This window comes from Anabaena sp. CCY 9910, assembly GCF_963920875.1.
Lineage (GTDB): Bacteria > Cyanobacteriota > Cyanobacteriia > Cyanobacteriales > Nostocaceae > Trichormus > Trichormus variabilis.
This window is the reverse complement of the sequence record NZ_CAWUDJ010000071.1, coordinates 1-20457: the sequence shown is the minus strand read 5'-3', so window position 1 is coordinate 20457 and position 20457 is coordinate 1. Positions and strand designations below refer to the sequence as shown.

General features: G+C 40.0%; 20 protein-coding genes and 1 pseudogene. 12 read left to right on the top strand and 9 right to left on the bottom strand.

What is annotated here, in order from left to right; translation table 11 throughout:
- Positions 1-56: 56 nt before the first annotated feature.
- Positions 57-1214: pseudogene (locus ACM5QX_RS28120) on the bottom strand (two-component sensor histidine kinase); the annotation flags it as partial.
- 473 nt (positions 1215-1687) lie between these two features.
- Between ACM5QX_RS28120 and ACM5QX_RS28115 the strand changes: the two are divergent.
- From ACM5QX_RS28115 to ACM5QX_RS28105, 3 genes are all read left to right on the top strand, one after another.
- Complete coding sequence (locus tag ACM5QX_RS28115) at positions 1688-2371, top strand: RibD family protein (protein ID WP_414756512.1); 684 nt, start codon at positions 1688-1690, stop codon at positions 2369-2371.
- A gap of 60 nt (positions 2372-2431) precedes the next feature.
- Positions 2432-3607 carry a GNAT family N-acetyltransferase gene (locus tag ACM5QX_RS28110; protein WP_011317659.1) on the top strand — a complete coding sequence of 392 codons (1176 nt, stop codon included), beginning with the start codon at positions 2432-2434 and terminating at the stop codon, positions 3605-3607.
- Positions 3608-3787: 180 nt separating this feature from the next.
- A complete protein-coding gene (locus ACM5QX_RS28105) occupies positions 3788-4171 on the top strand; it encodes a DUF4346 domain-containing protein (RefSeq protein ID WP_010998241.1) in 384 nt (127 codons plus the stop codon).
- A gap of 86 nt (positions 4172-4257) precedes the next feature.
- Here ACM5QX_RS28105 and psb32 read toward each other — a convergent pair whose 3' ends face one another.
- Together psb32 and ACM5QX_RS28095 are read right to left on the bottom strand one after the other, a co-directional pair.
- On the bottom strand, positions 4258-4989 hold the full coding sequence (gene psb32, locus ACM5QX_RS28100) for a photosystem II repair protein Psb32 (RefSeq protein WP_414756511.1): 732 nt from the start codon (positions 4987-4989) through the stop codon (positions 4258-4260).
- Positions 4990-5150: 161 nt separating this feature from the next.
- Positions 5151-6044, bottom strand: coding sequence for a LysR family transcriptional regulator (locus ACM5QX_RS28095; RefSeq protein WP_414756510.1), 894 nt, complete (start codon positions 6042-6044; stop codon positions 5151-5153).
- A 458-nt stretch (positions 6045-6502) separates the two neighbouring features.
- On the opposite strand from ACM5QX_RS28095, the gene ACM5QX_RS28090 reads away from it, so the two are divergent.
- Positions 6503-6697 carry a hypothetical protein gene (locus ACM5QX_RS28090; protein ID WP_011317663.1) on the top strand — a complete coding sequence of 65 codons (195 nt, stop codon included), beginning with the start codon at positions 6503-6505 and terminating at the stop codon, positions 6695-6697.
- Between the two features lie 125 nt (positions 6698-6822).
- Here the strand turns inward: ACM5QX_RS28090 and ACM5QX_RS28085 are convergent, their stop codons facing one another.
- The 4 genes from ACM5QX_RS28085 to ACM5QX_RS28070 form a co-directional block, all read right to left on the bottom strand.
- The gene (locus ACM5QX_RS28085; protein ID WP_414756509.1) at positions 6823-7479 is read right to left on the bottom strand and encodes an HAD-IA family hydrolase; all 657 of its coding nucleotides are present in this window, start codon (positions 7477-7479) and stop codon (positions 6823-6825) included.
- A gap of 82 nt (positions 7480-7561) precedes the next feature.
- Complete coding sequence (locus ACM5QX_RS28080) at positions 7562-8791, bottom strand: NAD(P)/FAD-dependent oxidoreductase (protein ID WP_414756508.1); 1230 nt, start codon at positions 8789-8791, stop codon at positions 7562-7564.
- Between the two features lie 41 nt (positions 8792-8832).
- Positions 8833-9327, bottom strand: coding sequence for a GNAT family N-acetyltransferase (locus tag ACM5QX_RS28075; protein ID WP_414756507.1), 495 nt, complete (start codon positions 9325-9327; stop codon positions 8833-8835).
- 276 nt (positions 9328-9603) lie between these two features.
- Positions 9604-9849 (bottom strand): ChaB family protein, encoded by a 246-nt coding sequence (locus tag ACM5QX_RS28070; RefSeq protein WP_414756506.1) that lies wholly within the window; start codon positions 9847-9849, stop codon positions 9604-9606.
- A 497-nt stretch (positions 9850-10346) separates the two neighbouring features.
- On the opposite strand from ACM5QX_RS28070, the gene ACM5QX_RS28065 reads away from it, so the two are divergent.
- The 3 genes from ACM5QX_RS28065 to ACM5QX_RS28055 all read left to right on the top strand — a co-directional run bounded on the left by ACM5QX_RS28065 (position 10347) and on the right by ACM5QX_RS28055 (position 13787).
- Entirely contained in the window at positions 10347-11390 is a 1044-nt protein-coding gene (locus ACM5QX_RS28065) for a J domain-containing protein (RefSeq protein ID WP_414756505.1), read from the top strand.
- 177 nt (positions 11391-11567) lie between these two features.
- A complete protein-coding gene (locus tag ACM5QX_RS28060; RefSeq protein WP_414756504.1) occupies positions 11568-12869 on the top strand; it encodes a S41 family peptidase in 1302 nt (433 codons plus the stop codon).
- Between the two features lie 141 nt (positions 12870-13010).
- Complete coding sequence (locus ACM5QX_RS28055; RefSeq protein ID WP_414756503.1) at positions 13011-13787, top strand: hypothetical protein; 777 nt, start codon at positions 13011-13013, stop codon at positions 13785-13787.
- 127 nt (positions 13788-13914) lie between these two features.
- Here the strand turns inward: ACM5QX_RS28055 and ACM5QX_RS28050 are convergent, their stop codons facing one another.
- Positions 13915-15444, bottom strand: coding sequence for a YifB family Mg chelatase-like AAA ATPase (locus ACM5QX_RS28050; protein WP_414756502.1), 1530 nt, complete (start codon positions 15442-15444; stop codon positions 13915-13917).
- A gap of 67 nt (positions 15445-15511) precedes the next feature.
- Here ACM5QX_RS28050 and ACM5QX_RS28045 point away from each other — a divergent pair, with 67 nt between their 5' ends.
- Complete coding sequence (locus ACM5QX_RS28045) at positions 15512-15862, top strand: histidine triad nucleotide-binding protein (protein ID WP_414756513.1); 351 nt, start codon at positions 15512-15514, stop codon at positions 15860-15862.
- Positions 15863-16096: 234 nt separating this feature from the next.
- Here ACM5QX_RS28045 and ACM5QX_RS28040 read toward each other — a convergent pair whose 3' ends face one another.
- Positions 16097-16588 carry a hypothetical protein gene (locus ACM5QX_RS28040; protein WP_414756501.1) on the bottom strand — a complete coding sequence of 164 codons (492 nt, stop codon included), beginning with the start codon at positions 16586-16588 and terminating at the stop codon, positions 16097-16099.
- A gap of 159 nt (positions 16589-16747) precedes the next feature.
- Here ACM5QX_RS28040 and nfi point away from each other — a divergent pair, with 159 nt between their 5' ends.
- The 4 genes from nfi to ACM5QX_RS28020 all read left to right on the top strand — a co-directional run.
- Positions 16748-17413, top strand: a complete 666-nt coding sequence (nfi, locus tag ACM5QX_RS28035; protein WP_414756500.1) for a deoxyribonuclease V — start codon at positions 16748-16750, stop codon at positions 17411-17413.
- A 128-nt stretch (positions 17414-17541) separates the two neighbouring features.
- Positions 17542-18123, top strand: a complete 582-nt coding sequence (locus ACM5QX_RS28030) for an FHA domain-containing protein (RefSeq protein WP_414756499.1) — start codon at positions 17542-17544, stop codon at positions 18121-18123.
- A gap of 52 nt (positions 18124-18175) precedes the next feature.
- A complete protein-coding gene (locus ACM5QX_RS28025) occupies positions 18176-20134 on the top strand; it encodes an FHA domain-containing protein (RefSeq protein WP_414756498.1) in 1959 nt (652 codons plus the stop codon).
- Between the two features lie 126 nt (positions 20135-20260).
- Positions 20261-20457: hypothetical protein (locus tag ACM5QX_RS28020; protein WP_414756497.1), on the top strand; the 197-nt coding region annotated here is incomplete at its 3' end.

The window sequence follows — 20457 nt, the reverse complement described above, 5'->3', positions numbered from 1 at the left end:
GGTAACTTTCATCTTCTTACTTCTCCCGCCTTTTTTCTTAATTCACATTAGGCGTGACTTTTAACTTGGTTAGCACTTTTTGCGTCTTTCCATGCCGTCTCGATTTCTTCTGACCAAACTTTAAGCCTATCAACCATTTGGTCGATTGCTTGTGCTAGTTGGTTAAACTCCCGAATCTTGAAGTTATCGGGGACTCGTCTAGATGTATGGTGGCTATGAATGTTTAAAGCATAATCGCGCAATTCTTCCACAGGACTAGCTAGGTAAGGTGCTAGATACAAAGATGCTACTAAACTTGCACCAATTAAACCAACTGTTAAAACAATGAGGATGAGTTTGATTTCTTCTAAGCCAAATAGAGCATTTTCTACAGTTGTCACAGACATGACTATCCATTTCTGCTGTGGCTGTATTGTTGTGGGACTGTCAATTACTGTATAACCTGCTACTAATTCTTTTTTATTATTGAAAATTAAATTGATTGGCTCGTTACGTCCTGCAATTGCATTTTTGATGATGTTTTGTACTTGCTTTGCATCTGAGTGTTCTTTGATATTAGTTCCCACTAAATCAGATAAGGGGTGAGCTAATATTGTCCCATCTTCAGCAATGACTATGGTGGAACCAGTGAGTGAACCTGGTTGATTACGAGTTTGTTTATATAATGCTGACTGAAGATTTAAAGCATATCGCAATTTTCCAGACTTATCATATACGGGGGCAGTGAGTAGTAATTGTAATTGCTCTTGGGGATTACGTGGGCCTGTCACTCCAGGTTTTGGGGGGGCGATGCTTCTCAGTTCTACGCTATCGCTTGGTAGAAGCGGGCCAAATTGAGTAATTTCTTTTTTACCGCAGCTACTGGCAACGATTTCACCATTTTGCCAGTTAATTAGTTGCAAGCATTCAATATAGTTAGGTAGTGCTTGTACTAGCTGTGTCAGAAATGCTTCTATCTCTTCTGGAGAACCAGACTGTACGACTGTTGTGCGGCTGGCAGTTAGTAAGTTGGTTTTAAGAGTGGCGATCGCATTGAGAATTCTCTCTCCTCTGATGACAGCACTTTCTGTGAGATTTTGTCGCGCAGTTTTTAGTAAGCTAGAGCGTGCCTTATTCAACGCCGCTATCTGTCCAACAAACAACACCGGGACAAACAAGAGCAAAATCCTGGTTACTAAAATACGTCGAAAGGATGATTGACCGTTACTAGGCATCTAGCGTCTCACTTCGCAACTGCACATCACAACAGAAAACACGGGCAATTAAACTAGCTAAAGGAGACATTTATGAAGTTATCATAAATTTGTTATCAGGAAATAAAAGTATCAAATATTTAATATACAAAAAGCAATGTAATATACAAAAACTTAAGCAGAGTAGATGTAAAGGAAACTTGTGCTGCATATAGATCCAGTACCAAGTGACGCAATATCCCACGGGTAAGAGACTTCCCATTCAAAAATATCTCGTCCTATTCCCGACTTTATGCAGGTGGAGGACAAGGCGTGGGGAGCAAAGGGGAGAGGGAAAACGTGATTGAATAATTTATGTTACGGAAGTCCCTAAGCTTGCGCCTACCCAGGAAGGGAAACTGCAAAATTTAAACAGCTTACAGATTATTTAAGCGTTTATGTAAAGTTATGATACTTTTGTTTCTGGCATCATTTCCGACGATCAAACCAACCTTATGGTGCAACACCGTCCTCATACCACAGTAGTTTTGGCAATGAGTGCAGATGGCAAGATAGCAGATTTTAGGCGATCGCCTGCTAGATTTGGTACCAGTGTCGATAAAACACACCTGGAAGAACAAATTGCTGCCTCTGATGCCGTTTTAATAGGTGCTGGCACTCTCCGAGCTTATGGTACAACATTGACCGTATCAGATACAGTTCTGCTGCAACAACGCCAACAGCAAGGCAAGCCTGACCAACCGATTCATATAGTGATTACACATTCTGCTAACCTCAATCCGGAAATTAGGTTTTTTCAGCAGCCAATTAGGCGTTGGTTAATTACAACAACTTTAGGCAAGAATTTTTGGCAAGGACGCTCAGAATTTGAGCGAATTCTGGTTTTTGAAACTCCAACAGGAGAAATCGATACTATCACAGTCCTAAAACAACTAACATCACTACAAATAGCACGATTGTTAGTATTAGGTGGGGGAGCATTAGTAGCTTCTATGCTGGAATTAGATTTAATAGATGAATTTTGGCTTACCGTCTGCCCATTAATTTTAGGTGGTGCGACTGCACCCACACCTGTGGATGGTAGAGGATTCACATCACAACTAGCTCCCCATCTTCAACTTTTGGAAGTAAAAAAAGTGGAACACGAAGTTTTTCTCCACTATCAGCTACAACGGTAGATGAATTAAATTAGTCATTGGTCTATCTAATCCCCAATCCCCAATCTCCAATCCCCAAATATGGTTGAACAACTCAAGCCTCGCTATTCCAGCGTTTGGATTAACAAAATCGCTGAAGTACCCCAAGATGCTTGGGATGCTTTAGCTTTACCACTCAAAACTCCTTTTTTGGAGTGGGATTGGCTGAATAATTTGGAAACTTCTCATAGTGCTACAGCTAAAACTGGTTGGTTACCAAATCACTTAACACTGTGGCGAGATAGAACATTGATTGCTGTGGCTCCACTGTATATTAAAGGGCATAGCTATGGTGAGTTTGTTTTTGACCACCAGTGGGCAGAGTTAGCAGAACGTATTGGGGTACAATATTACCCCAAACTCTTGGGTATGACACCATTCACCCCAGCCGAAGGTTATCGGTTTTTAATTGCCGATGGGGAAGATGAAGAGGAAATTACTGCCATGATGGTGCATGAAATCGACTCTTTTTGTGTCAAACATAATATTTCTAGTTGCCATTTTCTTTATGTTGATCCCCAATGGCAACCAGTATTAGAAAAACAAGGGTTCACAGCTTGGTTGCACCATAGTTTTATTTGGGAAAATTCAGGTTTTCAGAATTTTGATGATTACTTGACGGTGTTCAATGCTAATCAACGTCGTAATATTAAGCGCGAACGTAAAGCTGTCGAAAAGGCGGGTTTACAACTGCAAGCCGTAACGGGTGATGCCATCCCTAAGTCTTTATTTCCTTTGATGTATCAGTTTTATGCTGATACTTGTGACAAGTTTGGTTGGTGGGGTAGCAAGTATCTAACAAAGCAATTTTTTGAGCAGTTACACCATAACTATCGCCATCGGGTCGTGTTTTTCCCTGCTTATCACGAGCAAGATCCCCGTCAGCCTCTGGGTATGTCTTTTTGTTTGTTTAAAGACGATCGCCTATATGGTCGTTATTGGGGCAGTTTTCAAGAAATCGATTGCTTACATTTTGATGCTTGCTATTATGCACCAATTGAGTGGGCGATCGCTAATGGTATTCAAAGTTTTGATCCTGGCGCTGGCGGAAGACATAAAAAACGTCGCGGTTTTCCGGCTGCACCTAATTATAGTCTCCATCGCTTTTATAATAGTCGTCTAGGACAAATTTTACGCCCTTACATTAATGAAGTGAATCAATTAGAAGAGCAGGAAATTGCAGCTATTAATGCAGAGTTACCTTTTAGTCAAAAGTAAATAGTTAGTTGTCAGTTGTCAACGGTGCATAGTTTTCTTTTTTGCTTTTCCTGTTCCCCGATTTCTTCCTACTACTTGTCTCTAAATACTGATGATTGCAGGTAACAGGTAACGAATAAAGATTTACACTTGATATGGAGTGTAAAATCCCTGAATAAAGAAATTTAATTTTTAAAGCTTATGGATTTGATAGTTGAAGATTTAGCTGCAATTGATAATAAACTTTCTCAGCGTCATATTGACCTTGACCCAAACGGATACTTCATTATCTATATAGATAAAACTGCTGGCTTGATTTATGCCAAGCATTTTACAAATATCATTGACGAACGTGGTTTAGCAGTAGACCCAGAAACAGGCAAAGTAATTCCTGCTAGAGGGAAGGTAGAAAGAACTTATACAACTGTTTTTGCTGGAAGAACAGCCAAGGAACTTTGTGTCAAAATTTTTGAAGAAACTCAGCCCTGTCCCGTAACTATGTTAGATCATGCGGCTTATTTAGGTCGTGAATTTGTCCGTGCTGAAGTCGCTTTGGTCGCAGGGCAAGAGTACGTGCAAGATTAAGTACGGAGTAAGGAGTAATAAGTAGGGATTAGAGCGTCATTGAGAAAATCATTCTTCCCCTGCTCTCTACTCCCTATCTCCTAAACCTAGCCTTCAGATGATGGTTGAACAGCTAGGTAGATGTAGTAAGTGGCCATTGGAATGATGGTAGCAGCAATTAAAAGTCCTACTACCCAAGCAGTGGCGTTACCTTTATCGGTTTCTCCGGCTTTTTTGAATGTGCCTTCTACTTGTACTTTGTCAACGACTTGTGGGGGGCCAGGATCAGGTTGACCAGAGATAACAGCAACTAGGCGATCGCTGGCATCTAAAAATGCCTGATTATATTTATTACCGTCTCGTAAGGGTGCAGCCAAGGTTTCCTCAGCTACGCTGTTGGCAATGGCATCTGTGAGTAAAGGCTTGACTTCATCTCCAGTAATAATTGCAGTACCATTAGTCACTGTATCCAGTACTAACAAAATTTGATTTGCTTGAGCTTCTTTGTTAGGAAACCATTTTTCAAACAGTGCTTGACCAAAGCTTTCTGGTGTTTCCCCATAATCTAGGCGATGGATAGTCACAAATCTGACTTCCTTACCTGTCTGTTTTGCCAACTCCTCTAAGCTGCTGCTAATTGCACCTTCATTGATGCGGCTAATTACATCACCTTGGTCTAATACCCATGTAGAATCTGTCAGGTTTGGTATTTGATACACTCCTGAAGCTAGTGCAGGGGAGCTAGATAGCGATGCAGCTAGAATAATAGTCAAAAAAGGCAATATCAGCCGGATGAGGAGTTTTTTCATCCTAAAAACTTGCTGGAGGATATGTGTCATTGGATAATTCCATTAAGTACGAATAGCACAAAAATACTACATAACTAATGTCAAGGTCACCCTCTAAGGGGGGTTAGGGGGAGCAACAAGTTATTAAAATCACATCTTACCACTTTTAAAACAACCTCTTAGAGAAGTCATTTATAATTTTTAATTACAAATTAAAAAGTGCATTTGGCTAAAGTAGGAAAATCAAAATCCTTGAGCATTTCTAATAATTTAAATACATATGGAATATGGAGTGACTGAGGCCTAATAGCTACATAAATTACTTTTTCTAAAGGCTTTGGTAAACTATGAACTTGTACGCCTGGGGGAATTGGTATTGCTGCTAAATGAGGCAAAATTGCTGCTGTTAATCCTTGATGAACCATGTTAACAATCATGGAGTCTTCTGGAATATGGCTGGTAATGTTGATAAAAGGTGCTAACTGTTTGAGGTTTTGATTAAGGGACTTTTCAGAAGCTGAACGAGACACTATTACTGGTGAGTATCTAGCGATATCTTCCCAAGTGAGGTGGCAACTATTAACTTGGGCTTTTGGTGGTAGTAAAGCAATATATTCATCTCTGAGAATTTCCCATGTTGTAAATTCATCTCTAGTGGGTAAAGAAGTAACACCTATATCGGCACGACCTTCACGCAAACACTGTTCTACGTCGAGACAAGAAAGACATTCGATGATTGTGACATTAACTTCGGGAAATTGCTCATGAAATTGAGCGATCGCTTTTGGTAACAAATGAGTGGCTACACAACGAAAAGCTGCGACTCTTACATAACCACCGTATAAATGTTTGTGGATGTTGGCTTCTTCCTGTAGCATTTCTAAGTGCTGCATTGCTTGGCGAATATGATGTAAAATTCGCTCTCCCACTGGTGTTAATACAGCGCCATGACGACCTCTGGCAAATAAAGGTATACCCAATTCTTCTTCTAAAGTAGCGATCGCATGACTAACCGCCGGCTGTGTCAGCTGTAATTCTAAAGCTGCTTCACTAAAATTACCACGCTCTGCTACTGCAACTACAGCGCGAAGTTGGGAAATCTTCATAGGGAATTAAACAGTTAACTTTTTCATAAATAATTGGTGATGGCTAATTAAGAAAGTCCCAGTTATCTTGGATTTCTGAAAACCATATTTAACTACTGATCGAAATATTGTTAAGCTTCTATTAGTTAGGCAAATGTTATATTTAATTCTATGGAAGGTTATATTGGTTGTCTACAGCCTCAAGACAGATAAACAGCAACCATTATCATATTTGGCAAAGATCATTTCTAGCAGCATTTGCAAAATATTTTATAAAAACTTGTAAAAATCATATTTCGATTTTCTCTATACTTTGTAGTAAACGCCTATTTTGAGGGTTTAGGTAAATGTATATCAGTAATCCTAAACAATACTTTCGATAGAGACACAAAAGAGAAATTACTAGATTTTAGGTAGATAAAATCACCAATATTATTTTATTAAAATGATGGGCAAGAATAAAAAAAGGAGTATGAGTTATGTCTGAAGAGAAAAAAGCAAAGTCTAATAGTCAAGATACTACAGCTTCTGGGGGCTACCAAACTCCCCTCAACGAAGAGATTCGTAAAACTGGCACTGCTGCTGAGTCTAACGCGAGAGATAGTGCTAAACCAGAATCACCGGGTGAAGATGATGTTGCTGGTAGCCCCAATCAAGGAACTGAATCACGATAATTGAGCTTAAATATTTCCTATAGAAATAGCCCTAGTGGTTTTTTGCATACTTGCCATAGTTGAAACTTGAGTTGGTAAATACATTAAAAAATGTATTTATCCGCTCTTTTTGCATCTTTGATTTTTCAGTTATAACTTTTCTCTCGATTAATCCAAACACCTCTTAACCCGGCTGCTTTTGCTCCTTGATAATCTTCTTCAATGCTATCGCCAATGTGCCATGCCTCTTCAGGAGAACTATTGTGTTTTTCTAGAGCGATCGCAAAAATTTTGGGATCAGGTTTTGCTGCACCTACTTGAGTGGAAATAGTCACAGAAGAAAAGTAGTGACTCAAACCTAAGCTTTGCAAAACTGAGTACAGCCGTGAATCAAAATTAGACAAAACGCCTAATTCAATTCCTATATGTTGCCAATTGCTTAAGGATTGCACAACATCAGGATATATCACCCAAGGTTCCGCAGTCCCAAAGTGAATATATAGTTCACCAAAAAAGCTGGAAAAATCAGCAAATTGGGGCAGAACACCAGCACTTTCAAAAGTATTCAGGGCAATTCTACGCCACCACTCGAATTCAAGTTGTGGTATATCTTCAGTGTCAGCATCAGGGAATACGGGCGGCGGGGATGCTTTAAAACTTTCAATAAATGCTTTATCCACAATATCCGGTGCAACTTCTACACCAAACTCTTGGGCTATTTGACTATAAACTTTTCCGACACTACCCTTAACGCCGAAGAGTGTCCCTACAGCATCCACAAAAATAACTTTAGGCCTTTCCATTAAACTGCTTGCAAATTATGAATGTTAGTCATTGGTCATTGGCTTCCCTGCGCGAAAGCGTTCGAGCAAGGAAGTGCAATCCCTAATACCTAGTACCCTTTTCATTCACAGCATCCACTGCTGAGTAAATTGTTTCTATAATAGGACGTACAAGCCAGTTAAAGCCAACTTTAAGTTGATGATCTAATGTTGGTAATCGATACAAGTAGGCGAGACGGCGGGCAACATAAGCCAAAGAGCCATCTAGTTTGACTCCTAAACCTGTCAGGGTGGCATTATCTGTACCTAGTGCCATCATCTCCCCTAACTGTTGGTAACGGAAGGGTAACAGGGGACGTTGAGTCAGAGAAGCCCAAATATTCCAAGCGGCGTAGTCTGCTTGTTGAAAAGCGGCTTGTGCGGTAGCAGGTACTTGCTGACCTTCAGCGTCAATACAGTCAGCTAAGTCTCCCAGGGCGAAAATGTCTGGATGGTCAAGAACTTGGAGAGTTGGTGTATTAGTGATTTGGCCACGCTGGTTCTGTTTAAAAGGGAGACTTTTGACTACGTTTGTCACCCTTGTACCCACAGTCCAAATTACCAAATCTACGGGAATGGTATCCACTTGATTTTTGTACTCTAGGGAGATAGTATTTTGTCCTATTGATTCAACTTTGGTTTCTAAATCAATAAAAACACCCTTTGCATCCAAAGCTTTCTTAGCAGCCTCGCGGTTAAAATCTGGGGAGGTGCGTAAAATTTGATCGCTGATTTCCACCAGACGGAAGCGTCCTCTTTCCCCTAGTCTATCTGCTAACTTACAAGCTAACTCAACACCACTATAACCAGCACCAACAATTGCTACACGGATTTTTTCTGCATCTGACTCTTCCAATACTCGCAGACGTTCTTCCAAGCGATAGGTATCAGCAATAGTACGGAAAGGATAGGCGTAGGATATGGCACCAGGAACTAAATCTAACGGTGTTTCACCACCTAGTGTTAAAACTAAGCGATCGTAAGGGATTTCTGGGCCATCTTGCAGATGTACCCGTTGCTGGTCGATATCAATACCAGAAACAACTGCTTGATAAAAACGTATACCTGTACCTTCGAGAAGTTCAATAAATGGCGGTGCAATTTCCCATGATTGCAGTTCTCCTGTGAGTAATTCATACAATAAGGGGGAGAATAGAAAGCGATCGCTTTGATCTACCAGTACAATTTCTGGTTTTTGCTGAGTTTCCCAAGGTAATTGGCTTAGACGTAAAGCTGTATAGAGACCGCCAAAGCCTCCACCCAGAATTACAATTCTCTTAGTCTGTTCGGTCATAAATTCTATGGGACATTCTATCCCAGTAAGGCAACTAACTCTCAGTGTAATGATTTATTTCCCTCTATGACCATCAGCCAGCAATCTGAGTACTTTCCTTCATGCAGTTCATGAACAGGTAATAACTTGACTTTCACAAACCCACATTTCTCATAGCACCGAATAGCACGAATATTGTCAACACGGGGATCAACCACAATCAGAGCAGCTAAGAATACTTCAAAAATATACCTTATAACCATTCTTAATATTTCGGAACCAATCCCCCGATGCCAATAATTGGGTTCTCCTATAAACAAATCGATGCCATAGACCTTATCTGTATTATCTAGACAGTATTTTTGTTGATCTATCTCTGGTAATTCGGCAACTGAATAGTATTGTAAATAGCCAATCTTCGCATTTTTATAACTGATAAGGCAAGGCTTAACTGGCTCGCTTCCTATAATGATGGGTTTGTATGTTTCTATAACCTTTTCTAAGTTAAAAGGATTATCTCTGCCTTCATAAAACTGTAGTATTTGCTCATCGGTCAACTATTTTGCCATTAACTGATAGTCTAATTCGCTATCTTCCATGAGACGAATACTCAGTTCATCTTTTTGGATCAGCATAATAAAAAATCGTAATTCGTAAACTTCAGGCTTAATCCACTCAATTATAGAATTAGTGGTTTTCCATTGGTTGGAATCTAAAACCCTAAATAAGTTAATTACGAATTACGTTGGTTTTGGTTTTTACAACAAAAATCTACCAATAAATCTACGGAGGTGTTAGCCTAGCCGTAAATTATTAGGGATAACAAATTATGTTTAGTTACCACCTGTTGTGATAGATTTATGATGTGTTGCTGAGTCTTCGGCTTTTCTTTGCCATTGACCATTGTTACCTTGTTTGTACTCATTTCTCACACTATTCCAAGCAACATCAGCCGAACCTTCTTCACTCAAACCATCACTTTGAGCCGCATTAAAAGCTGCAAAGAAAATCTGTTGAGCGTGTTCTGGTAACTTTTCTCTAATGTCTTGAGGTAATTCACTTATTTGTTGATAAGGCATAATTCCACTCCACTCAATCTAACTTTGGTTTATGTTAAAAGATGGATTAGTAATTTTGCCTCTTTCTGTAAGTAGAGATGTAAAATACCCTTCTTGGGGATTAATCAAATAGACTTAGGTTCAGTTGAATTAAAATAGTGAGATTAATAGCAATAAATCAAAAAGATTATCAGAGTATATCTATACTATCTAATTCATGGATTTTAGTAAATTATACGCTGAAGTAGAATGGCAATTTTCACGGTGTAAAATATGTTAATAAATTCTTTATATATAATATTCATTGCTATTTTTCTTAACATTAAATTCCTCTAAAATAGATATGTGAACATTCAATTATTGATTAGCTAAACAATGATTATAAATGAATATCTCTAACATAGATACCTCTGCTGTAACTCATTGTTATAGATCCTGTATTATTTAGAAAGTATAATCGATGGGTATTAACCCAAAAAAACAGACTCTTTAAAATCTAAAACTGACCTGCATCTCCTATGCCTCGCAAAACCTCATCCACATCTCATACGACGGATACAACACCATTAGCTCTCTCTCAGCTACATATCCGCTTGGCAGGACTAGAAAAAGAACATCAAGCTTTACTGAAAAAAATTAAAAGCAAGCGAACTGAACTGAAAAATTTTATTGAACGGATGCGTTCTTTAGCAACAGAAACATTCCATCGAGCCAGTCCTGGATTTACCAAAATATCAGAGCTAGATAAAGAAATCCACACTCTATTTGCAGAGATTTTTACTACTAGAAAATTCAGTAAACAAACTGAGAAGAAAGTAAAGGCAGTTTATCTTAATCTCCAGATGACTGGGATCATCAGTCCAAAATTTGAGAGCGGACAGCCAGAGATAGAACTCGATGAGACTTTTGATGACTCTCAGCAAGAAAATAATTCACGCCAAAGTCAATATGGACAAACACAACAGGAATTAGGATTTTCACCTGTAAATAGAACAGATGAATCGAGAAAAATTCGTCAGACATTTCTGAGGTTAGCTGAAATATTTCATCCTGATAAGGTAAAAGATAGTGAAACGCAGATAAATTATACAGAAATTATGAAGGAAATTAATAAAGCTTACCAAGAAGGAGATTTAGCAAGACTCCTAGAAATTGAGCAAAAGCATCAGGTAGGGGAGCTTATTGATCATAATAGTGAAGATGATTTAACTAGAAAATGTAAGAATTTAGCACAGCAGAATGAAATCTTGATAACTCAATATGAAAATTTAAAGAAAGAATTACGTGTAGTGAAAAACACACCTGAAGGTGTAATGGTTTCCGACGCGCGCAAAGCGGCGAAACAAGGCATAGATCCTATTGCCCAAATGTTGGAATCTATGGAAATACAAATTAACTTAGTTACAGAAATTCGTGATTTTGTTAAAGATTTTAAAGCGCAGAAAATAACTATCAAAGAATTTCTTAATGGGCCAGAAAGTTTATCCTCCTTACAACAAGAAATGATGGAAGATATGCTTGAGCAAATGTTGTCAGAACTAGATGGTGTGATTATATTTTAAATTAACATCCTCTTGCCTATTTTCTTTAGCTACATTTTATTCATTTGAGAAAAATATAGACTCTCAGATATTTATCTGTCAGTTAATTATATTAGATTTTGTATTTAGGTACGGAACTTATATTGGAACATTTTCATCCATTGTTGTGGTATTCCTAAATTAACAGTCAAAATTCCGATGAAAAAATCTCTATTTTTACTATTTAAGCGTTTACTTCTGGCGCTTTCTTTAAGTATTTTTATTTTGCCTACTATATGGGTAAATTCGCCACTTTTGCCATTACTAGCTAAACCTGAGACTCGGATTTTTGAGCAAGTTTGGCAAACAGTAAATGATAATTTTTATGATCCAAAAATGAATGGAGTCAATTGGCAAGTAATTAAAGAAAAGTATAAGCCTGAAGTGTTACAAGCTAAGTCAGATCAAGAGGTTGCTGCTATTTTCAATCAAATGTTGTCTGAACTCAAAACTTCCCACACCCGTTACTATACTCAAGATGATCTGGCTTACTATCAACTTTTAGGCATTTTTTATGGTCAAGGTATAGAGTTACCAAAGGAATTAAAAAAGTTTTTTCCTAACCGTAAATTTGAATACTCTGGTATTGGTTTATTTACTAAAGAAATCAATGGTAAGACTTTTGTTAGCTCTATTTTAGATGAAAGTCCTGCTGACAAAGCTGGCTTAAAAGTAGGTGACCAGATTATTAATGTTGATGGTAATCTATATTGCCCCATAGGCTCCTTTGCGGATAAAGCAGGGCAAACAGTCAAAATGTTAATCCAGCGATCGCCTACGGTGGGCGGTACGCCATCGCCTCAATTAAGCAGTCGCCAAGAAATTACTATAGTACCAAAGATGTTTGATGCCAGTACAATGTTTTTGGAGGCTCAAATGGCTAGCATTGAGATCCTCGAACAAGAAAATAAAAAGATTGGCTATGTCCACATCTGGTCAAATGCAGCTGATCCGTATCAGCAACAGCTTCAGAATGAGCTAATCTATGGTCGCCTGAAAAACGCCGATGGGTTAATTTTGGATCTCCGAGATGGATGGGGAGGGGGAGATATTAGTTATCTCAACATCTTCACGGCTGAACAAAGTCCCAGTGTCACTCATGTTCAACGTAACGGCCGCCGATATACTTATAATTATCAATGGAAAAAACCTGTAGTGATGTTGGTAAACGAAGGAAGCCGCAGCAGTAAGGAAATTTTGGCGTTTAACTTTCAACAAAATCAAATTGGGCAAGTCATCGGCACTAAAACAACAGGAGCCGTAGTTGCTGGTCGTCCTTATATTATGCAGGATGGCAGCTTAGTTTACGTAGCAGTCGCGGATGTTTTTCTCAATGATAATCAAAGATTAGAAGGTAAAGGTGTTACCCCAGATATTAACGTTCCCTTTTCCTTGGAATATGCACAAGGAGTAGACCCACAAAAACAAAAAGCAATAGAGACTCTACTCAAAGTATTATGATTTTCGCTGACTCCTGCTGATTCTGCTCAGAGGATGAACAGTGTTTGTAAACACTTAGTAAATATTAGAGAAATATTCAAAACCCCGTGTAAACTTATACGCAATACAACAAACCCTTTAGACAACTAAACATAGCGCCTTATGTCAATTATTGCGCTCAGAGCATGGTATCTTCAGGATTATGAGCCAATTTCTGAACTAGAAAAACGGCCGCCAGATATTCGTCTTAGTAAAAAAAGCTTGCTGAGAGCGGCATTACGTGCAGACTTTTTAGAAGATAGCGATGCTGTTAAACATTCCACTTGGTTTGGGCGGTATCTGGAGGGAGAAAATGTAGAATTTTATGTTGAAGGTAGCGGTAGCTACTGTGTAGCCAACATAGACTTAATTAGCCATGAAATTTATTTCACCAAGCAGACAGTTTTAGCTCAGTTAGAACCAACGATTTTCTTTTCCTCTCAAACTGAATATGCCGATGCTAGTGATATTCTCAGGGAAGGACTGGGAAAGAGTGTAGAAAAATTAAACTTGCGATCGCGCATCCCACTGACATTAGTAGAATCGTCTCGCCCCAAAGACGCGCCCTTACGTTTAAATCGCACTATTTTGAGAAAATTACGTAAGAGTTTATTGTTTATTGCAGACACTACCCCCATTGCTAGTATTGATAGTCAACAAATACAACAATTAATTCCTAGCCCTAATGTTTGTGTAGAAATTGGTTACGCTATTCAAAGCAAGCGGACAGAACAAATCTTATTAGCACATCTGCAACGTCCAGATTATCAAGGAGAAGGGAAATTTCCTTTCGACCTACCCACACAACAAATCTTGCCATTTCGAGACAGCAAAGAACTAAATAAAATTCTCACAGGAGCCATTGAAACCCAGCTAACAAGATTTAAATTGTTCTTTTGACTGTCCTGATAGTCCAACAATAATCTAGCTATAGCTGTTGCGAGTAGTGTTAGGACATCAATAGATGATACAACCTAGACAAAACAAGACTTTTCGCCCAGTACCCAGTCCCTAGTCCCCAGCTATATCACTGCATCCTATCTATAGTCCGATACTGAATCGCCTCTGCAACATGATTAGGTTTTAGCTCGTCTTCACCTGCCAAATCTGCAATAGTCCGAGAGACTTTCAGAATGCGATCGCTGGCTCTAGCAGATAAACCCAACTTCTTAATTGCCGCTTCTAATAAGCTGCGACTACTATCATCTAGTTTGCACCATGTTTGCAAATGACGACTCTGCATTTGGGCATTACAACGCAGATTAGGCTCTTCTTGAAAGCGATTAATGGCGCGATCGCGTGCTTTTTGTACCCTTTCCCGCACAGAAACGGACTCTTCTCCTGTAGGTTGTTGGGTGATTTCCTCTGGTTTCAAGCGATTGACAGCCACTTGCAAATCAATTCGATCCATCAACGGGCCGGAAAGTTTTGCCCAATACTGCTCTCGTTGTCTGGGTGAACAAGTACACTGTTGAATAGTATCACCGTAGTAACCACAAGGACAGGGATTGGTACTCGCCACCAAAGTAAACTGTGCGGGGAACATTACAGATTGTCTAGTACGAGAAATGGTGACATAACCATCTTCTAAAGGCTGGCGGAGAAATTCTAAAACATCACGTTTAAATTCTGTTAACTCGTCTAGGAAAAGAATCCCTCTGTGTGATAAAGAGATTTCACCAGGACGAGGAAAACCACCACCACCTACCAGAGAAGGCCCGGAGGCTGAATGGTGAGGACTACGGAAAGGGCGATCGCGCACTAGGGAACCACGATTTTTCAACAACCCAGCCACAGAGTGAATGCGAGTTACTTCCAAGGCTTCAGCAAAACTCAAAGGTGGTAAAATCCCAGGTAAGCGCCTTGCTAACATGGTTTTTCCACTACCTGGAGGGCCGACAAAAATCAAATTATGTCCGCCAGCCGCCGCAATTTCCAAAGCACGACGACCATGCGCTTGTCCTTTTACGTCCTTTAAGTCGGCGATCGCATGAGATACTGGTGTGAGTTCTTGTGATGCGTCTAAATTTACTGGCTGATGCTTGCTAGGGTGATTTAATAAATCCACAACCTCAGATACATTCTTGCAGCCATGTACCGCTAAACCCTCCACCACGGAAGCTTCTTGAGCGTTATCCACAGGTACAACTAAGCCTGCAATCCCCATTTTTTTAGCAGTAGCAGCGATCGGTAAAACACCAGCTACCGGACGTAAGCTACCATCGAGAGAAACTTCACCCAAAAAAAGATAATCTCCTAACAAGTCAGAGTTAACCTGTTCAGAAGCAGCTAAAATCCCTATACTAATAGGCAAATCGAAACAGGGGCCTTCCTTGCGTAAGTCTGCTGGAGTCAAGTTAATCACTATTTTCCGCATTGGAAAGGCAAAACCCGCATTTTTGAGAGTTGCTTTGACTCTTTCTTTTGATTCTTGAACGGCTGAATCTGGTAGCCCTAAAACCACAATTCCCGGCAAACCCCCCGATATATCGACTTCTACGCCTACTTTCACGGCATCGATGCCGACAATTGATGCACTCCAGACTCTAGCAAGCATTGGCTAAATCTTTCTTATGTGAACAGTAACCCTTTAGAATCTCTAGCAGATGAGTTCTTATAACCGCATGAGTGAAACCACAGAGACCATTTTTAGTAAAATTATTCGCCGAGAAATTCCCGCCAATATCGTCTATGAAGATGATTTAGCCCTGGCTTTTACAGATGTGCATCCCCAAGCACCAGTACACATCCTGGTTATTCCTAAACAACCCCTTGCCAAACTTTCTGATGCAGATTCTCATGATCACGCTCTTTTGGGACATCTTTTGTTAACCGCTAAACGTGTTGCTCAAAAAGCTGGACTGGAGAATGGCTATCGTGTCGTCATCAATAATGGCAATGATGGGGGGCAAACAGTTTACCACCTGCATTTACATATTCTAGGTGGGCGACCAATGGCATGGCCTCCTGGTTGATATACAGTTATTAATCGCGTCACTAGACGCGATTAATAGATAAAAATTAAGTACTACAAGACTTAATACTCTGTAAAAAATATGTCTAATTAAAGGAGTTATACCGTTTCTTGATGTAGCTTGCCTGGCGTAGCCATAGATGCACTCTACTCTGTACTGTAGAGACGTTGCATGCAACGTCTCTACTTATATTTGGTGCAACTTCATAGAGAATTGGTATTAAATATCTAAAAACTAACGTTCTTGCGTAATTACAGATACACCATTACTTATACTGACTTTTTGAACTAAATAATTTTTACAAGATGACAAAATATCCTTTGTCATTTGATTAGCGATACTTTCAAAATTTTGACTCGTTAATCCACATTCCATGTCACCGTTCAAAGTAATAGAAACAGTGACAATATGAGGCTTATCTACTGGTTCTATTTTCCCTACTTCAAATTCTTCAGTCCAAGCTGGCAACTCTTCACCTGTTTGCCGTCCATACACTTTTACTCTCTCAATAGACCCAGTACCTAAACTGGTAATTCCTTTATGCACAAATGCAACTAAGGATTGTTGATTGGGAACTTTGGTAGATTCCAGCATTACCTGCAAGCAAGCATCTTTCAGGAGAACTTTTGCCGTGATGCCTTTGGGCTTTAGGTGACGATTCATCAAAAATGCGATCGCCTGAGTATTGCCTCGTTTAGCAAGTTTTACAAGTTTTTCCTGTGACATAAGCAAGTACAGCCGAAAATTAAGCAATAATTTCTTTATTCTTAAGATTCCCTATTTACTAACGTAACCAACAATAGTTAAAAATTTCACAAATGTTTTAAATAGCTACGTACATTTATTGAAATTGCTAAAATTATTATTTACAACCAATTTTTATATATGCAGATTTACCAACCTCATCCTTGGCCGTTAACGGTGGAAGAAGCCATAACTATTCAAGAAGAATTAAGACATCAAGTAATTACACAAGACCAATTTACACAACCCGTGCAGTACGTCGCTGGTGTTGATATGGGTTTTGAAGCTGACGGCACAATTAGCCGTGCCGCAGTAGCAGTACTGAGTTTTCCTGATTTACAAGTTGTCGAAACTAGCCTTGCGTACCGTCCTACGTCATTTCCCTACATTCCTGGTTTTCTCTCTTTCCGAGAAATCCCAGCAGTACTTGATGCCCTAGAAAAAGTTCAAACAAAACCAGATATTATTTTGTGTGATGGTCAAGGTATCGCCCATCCTCGAAGGTTAGGTATAGCTAGTCACTTAGGAGTACTGCTGAACATCCCAACAATTGGTGTAGCCAAATCTCTTTTAATTGGTAAACATGAAGAATTAGCAGACACCAAAGGCAGTTGGCAACCACTCATAAACAGAGGTGAAATTATCGGTGCAGTTTTACGAACCCGTGTAGGAGTAAAGCCTGTGTATGTTTCCAGTGGACATAAAATCAGTTTACCAACCGCTATTGACTACGTATTGCGATGTACACCAAAATATCGCTTACCAGAAACTACTCGCGTAGCTGATAAACTAGCATCAAACCGATAAAGTCATCAAGCCACCATATAAATTTTTTGAAGTTTGTTCTCAAAACTTGCTTGCGACTACTTACTCATGTTAGGAATCGCACAGAAGGAAGTTGAAGTAGCTAAACAAGAGTTACCCAAGTTAGAAAAATGAACGCACTAACTCTCCAGTGGCAAGACGGTGGTCAAAATAAAACTCAGCAAATTTACGAACAACAGCCAAGTAAAAATCCTGGCACTGTCCGCATTGGTAGAGATCCTCTCCGGTGCGATATCGTTTTAACTAACCCAACGGTATCGGGGCTGCACGTAGAAATATTTTTTCATTCTCAGCAGCAAAACTTTTATATCAGAAATTTGCGATCGCAAAATCCCCCACTCGTAGATGGACAACAACTAATTCAAGGTGAAAAACCTTTAAAGCAAGGCAGTATCATCTACTTAGGTCAAGCTCAACTTCACATCACAACTATTACTATTAACACCATCGCCGCCACTGTTTTATCCCTACCGCAACCACCCATTGCCAGCCCTCAGCCAATTACACCTCCTCTACGTCAACAGCCAGCACCATCACCAATACATCATCATCCATCTGCACCACAAGGGGTGTACGGTTTAGAGTGTCCAAAATGCCATCGCGTATCTTCACTGGAAAATCTGCCAGTCGGCTGTCCTTGGTGCGGCACATCTTTAGCCGCAGCCGTCAGCGTATTAGTAGCACCGAATTGACGAGATCGACAATGGGAGATATCAGGGATAAAAAACTACTGACAACTGACCAATGACTAACCTACAAATTCAATTAATTTGGGAAGACCCAACAACCGGAGAACGGCGAGAACCAAAGTTGGATGTGCCTATTGCCTTTGGTCGAGAATTCGTGCGTTTACCTGCCGAATTGGACGGAAAGCGCGTTTCCAGAATGTTGCTAAACAGTGATCAAGTTTCTCGTTACCACGCTCTCATTGTCTGGGAAAACAACCAACTAATAGTAATTGACCAAGGTAGTGTTAATGGTATATTCATCAATGGTCAGCAACAAAAACGTAGTGTTCTGACTAGCGGTGATACATTGCAAATTGGCCCCTACATCATGATGGTGACACTCACAGTTCATGTCACCGCGCCAATCACCAATCCTCCTTCATTAATTCAATTCAATCCCAACACCAATCTTCCTGATCCAAACTTACCAGCAAGCCCTCCTATCACACCTCTAGGAAACAATTTTCCACCACCAGTATTTCAAGCAGAACAGGTTCCGGTACAAGCACTCCACGCCACAGGGCTGCCCGTAGATGAATGTGATTATCTAGCAGTTGGTGGAGGATTAGGCAGCTTTATTTGGACTGATTTATTGCGAATTAGTGGTGTTCGTGTCGAGAAGATTGTAGCGCTAGGGTTAGAAGCAGAACCTTACGCACGGTATAAACGCCTTTGCCTGAATTCCCAAATACCTTTACATGAAAGATTACGGTCAAATTCTGATTCTTGCCCTGATAATATTTGGGGTTGGCCTAGTTATGCTTGGCGAGAAGCCTGGCGGGACTGCACTAAAGGTCAGTTGAAATCAGCATTACAGTATCTATGGCAAGTATTTGCTGAACCAACCTTTGCCGAAACCTATACTCCCCGTGCAAGAAATGTTTTTGATTCCATTGATAGAGAAGCCACACGCATTAACTGGAATCAAATTTATCGCTATGGGCGAGTCAGATCAATTCGCAAAACTGATGACGGGAGATATTGTGTAGCCTATTCTCGTGGGCAAGGCAATCATGCTTTTTTAGTTAGTCGTTATTTACATTTAGCTACAGGGTATCCAGCAATTCAGTTTCTCCCTGATTTGCAAGCTTATAGAGAGAAGTACCGAGATTTTAAATCTGTCGTCAATGCTTATGAAGCACACGACCATGTATATGAGCAATTAGAACATCAAGGTGGTACAGTCTTAATTCGGGGTCGAGGAATTGTCGCTTCACGCATAGTCCAACGCATTTATGAAGCAAGGCGCAAAAATCCTAATATTACAGTTTTGCACTTGATGCGATCGCCCAAGCCCCAAGGCAACACATTCCAAAAAGCCACACGTTTAGTCAAAAACCATTACGAGTTTCAACCATTCAACTGGCCAAAAGCCTGCTGGAGTGGTGAACTCCGCGTCATGTTAGAAAAAGCCACTCCAGAAGAACGCAAACGCTTACTAACAGACTGGGGTGGTACAACCACCGCCGACCGTCAGGACTGGCAACGCATTACAGAACAAGGGTTAAGAGAAGGTTGGTATCAAATTACCTTTGGCGAAGTGTTGGGAGTAGAAAGAGATTCACAAAACCGTACCATCACCAAAATCCAGGAAAAAGGTTTTGGGGAAATGAAACTGACGGCTGATTTTATTGTTGACGCTACTGGTTTAGATGCCAAAGTGCAAGCCAGTCCTTTATTAGATGACCTAGTAAAACAATACAACTTACCCTTAAACTACCTAGGGCGCTTAACAGTCGCCAATAATTTTGAAATCCCAGAAATGCGGCACAGTAAAGGGCAAATGTATGCAGCAGGGGCAATTACCCTTGGTGGTCCTTATGCAGCAGTTGATAGTTTCTTGGGTTTACAGTACGCTGCCTTAGTTTCCCTCGATGGACTCGCCTCTGCCCATGCACCTGGTGTCCGCCGTTTAAATGCAGTCAGTTCTTTTGGCCAGTGGTTAAAGTGGGTATTTAATCAGTCACCGTCATAACCACGACAAAATCTGTTGATATAGTCGCTTCTGTACAAGTAAGTTACGAAAAAATTACCCTCCAAGAATATCAGTCTCTGTATCGACATCGATTGACGTTCATTAGTACGTCACGACTCATTTAAGTTGGAAATGCTATCAAATGCTATCGAAAGAAACCTATTTGAACTGTATGGGCTTTTTTGTGCTGGTGTAGGGGTGCCTGAAAAGCCTGTATGTGGAGAGTTTGAGGGAGATAAAAAAATAAGTGCCAAAAAAATGGAAAAAGAGTTGACAAGGAAGAGTAGGTTAGATATATTGGATAAGTGCCTGAGAGAGGGGCG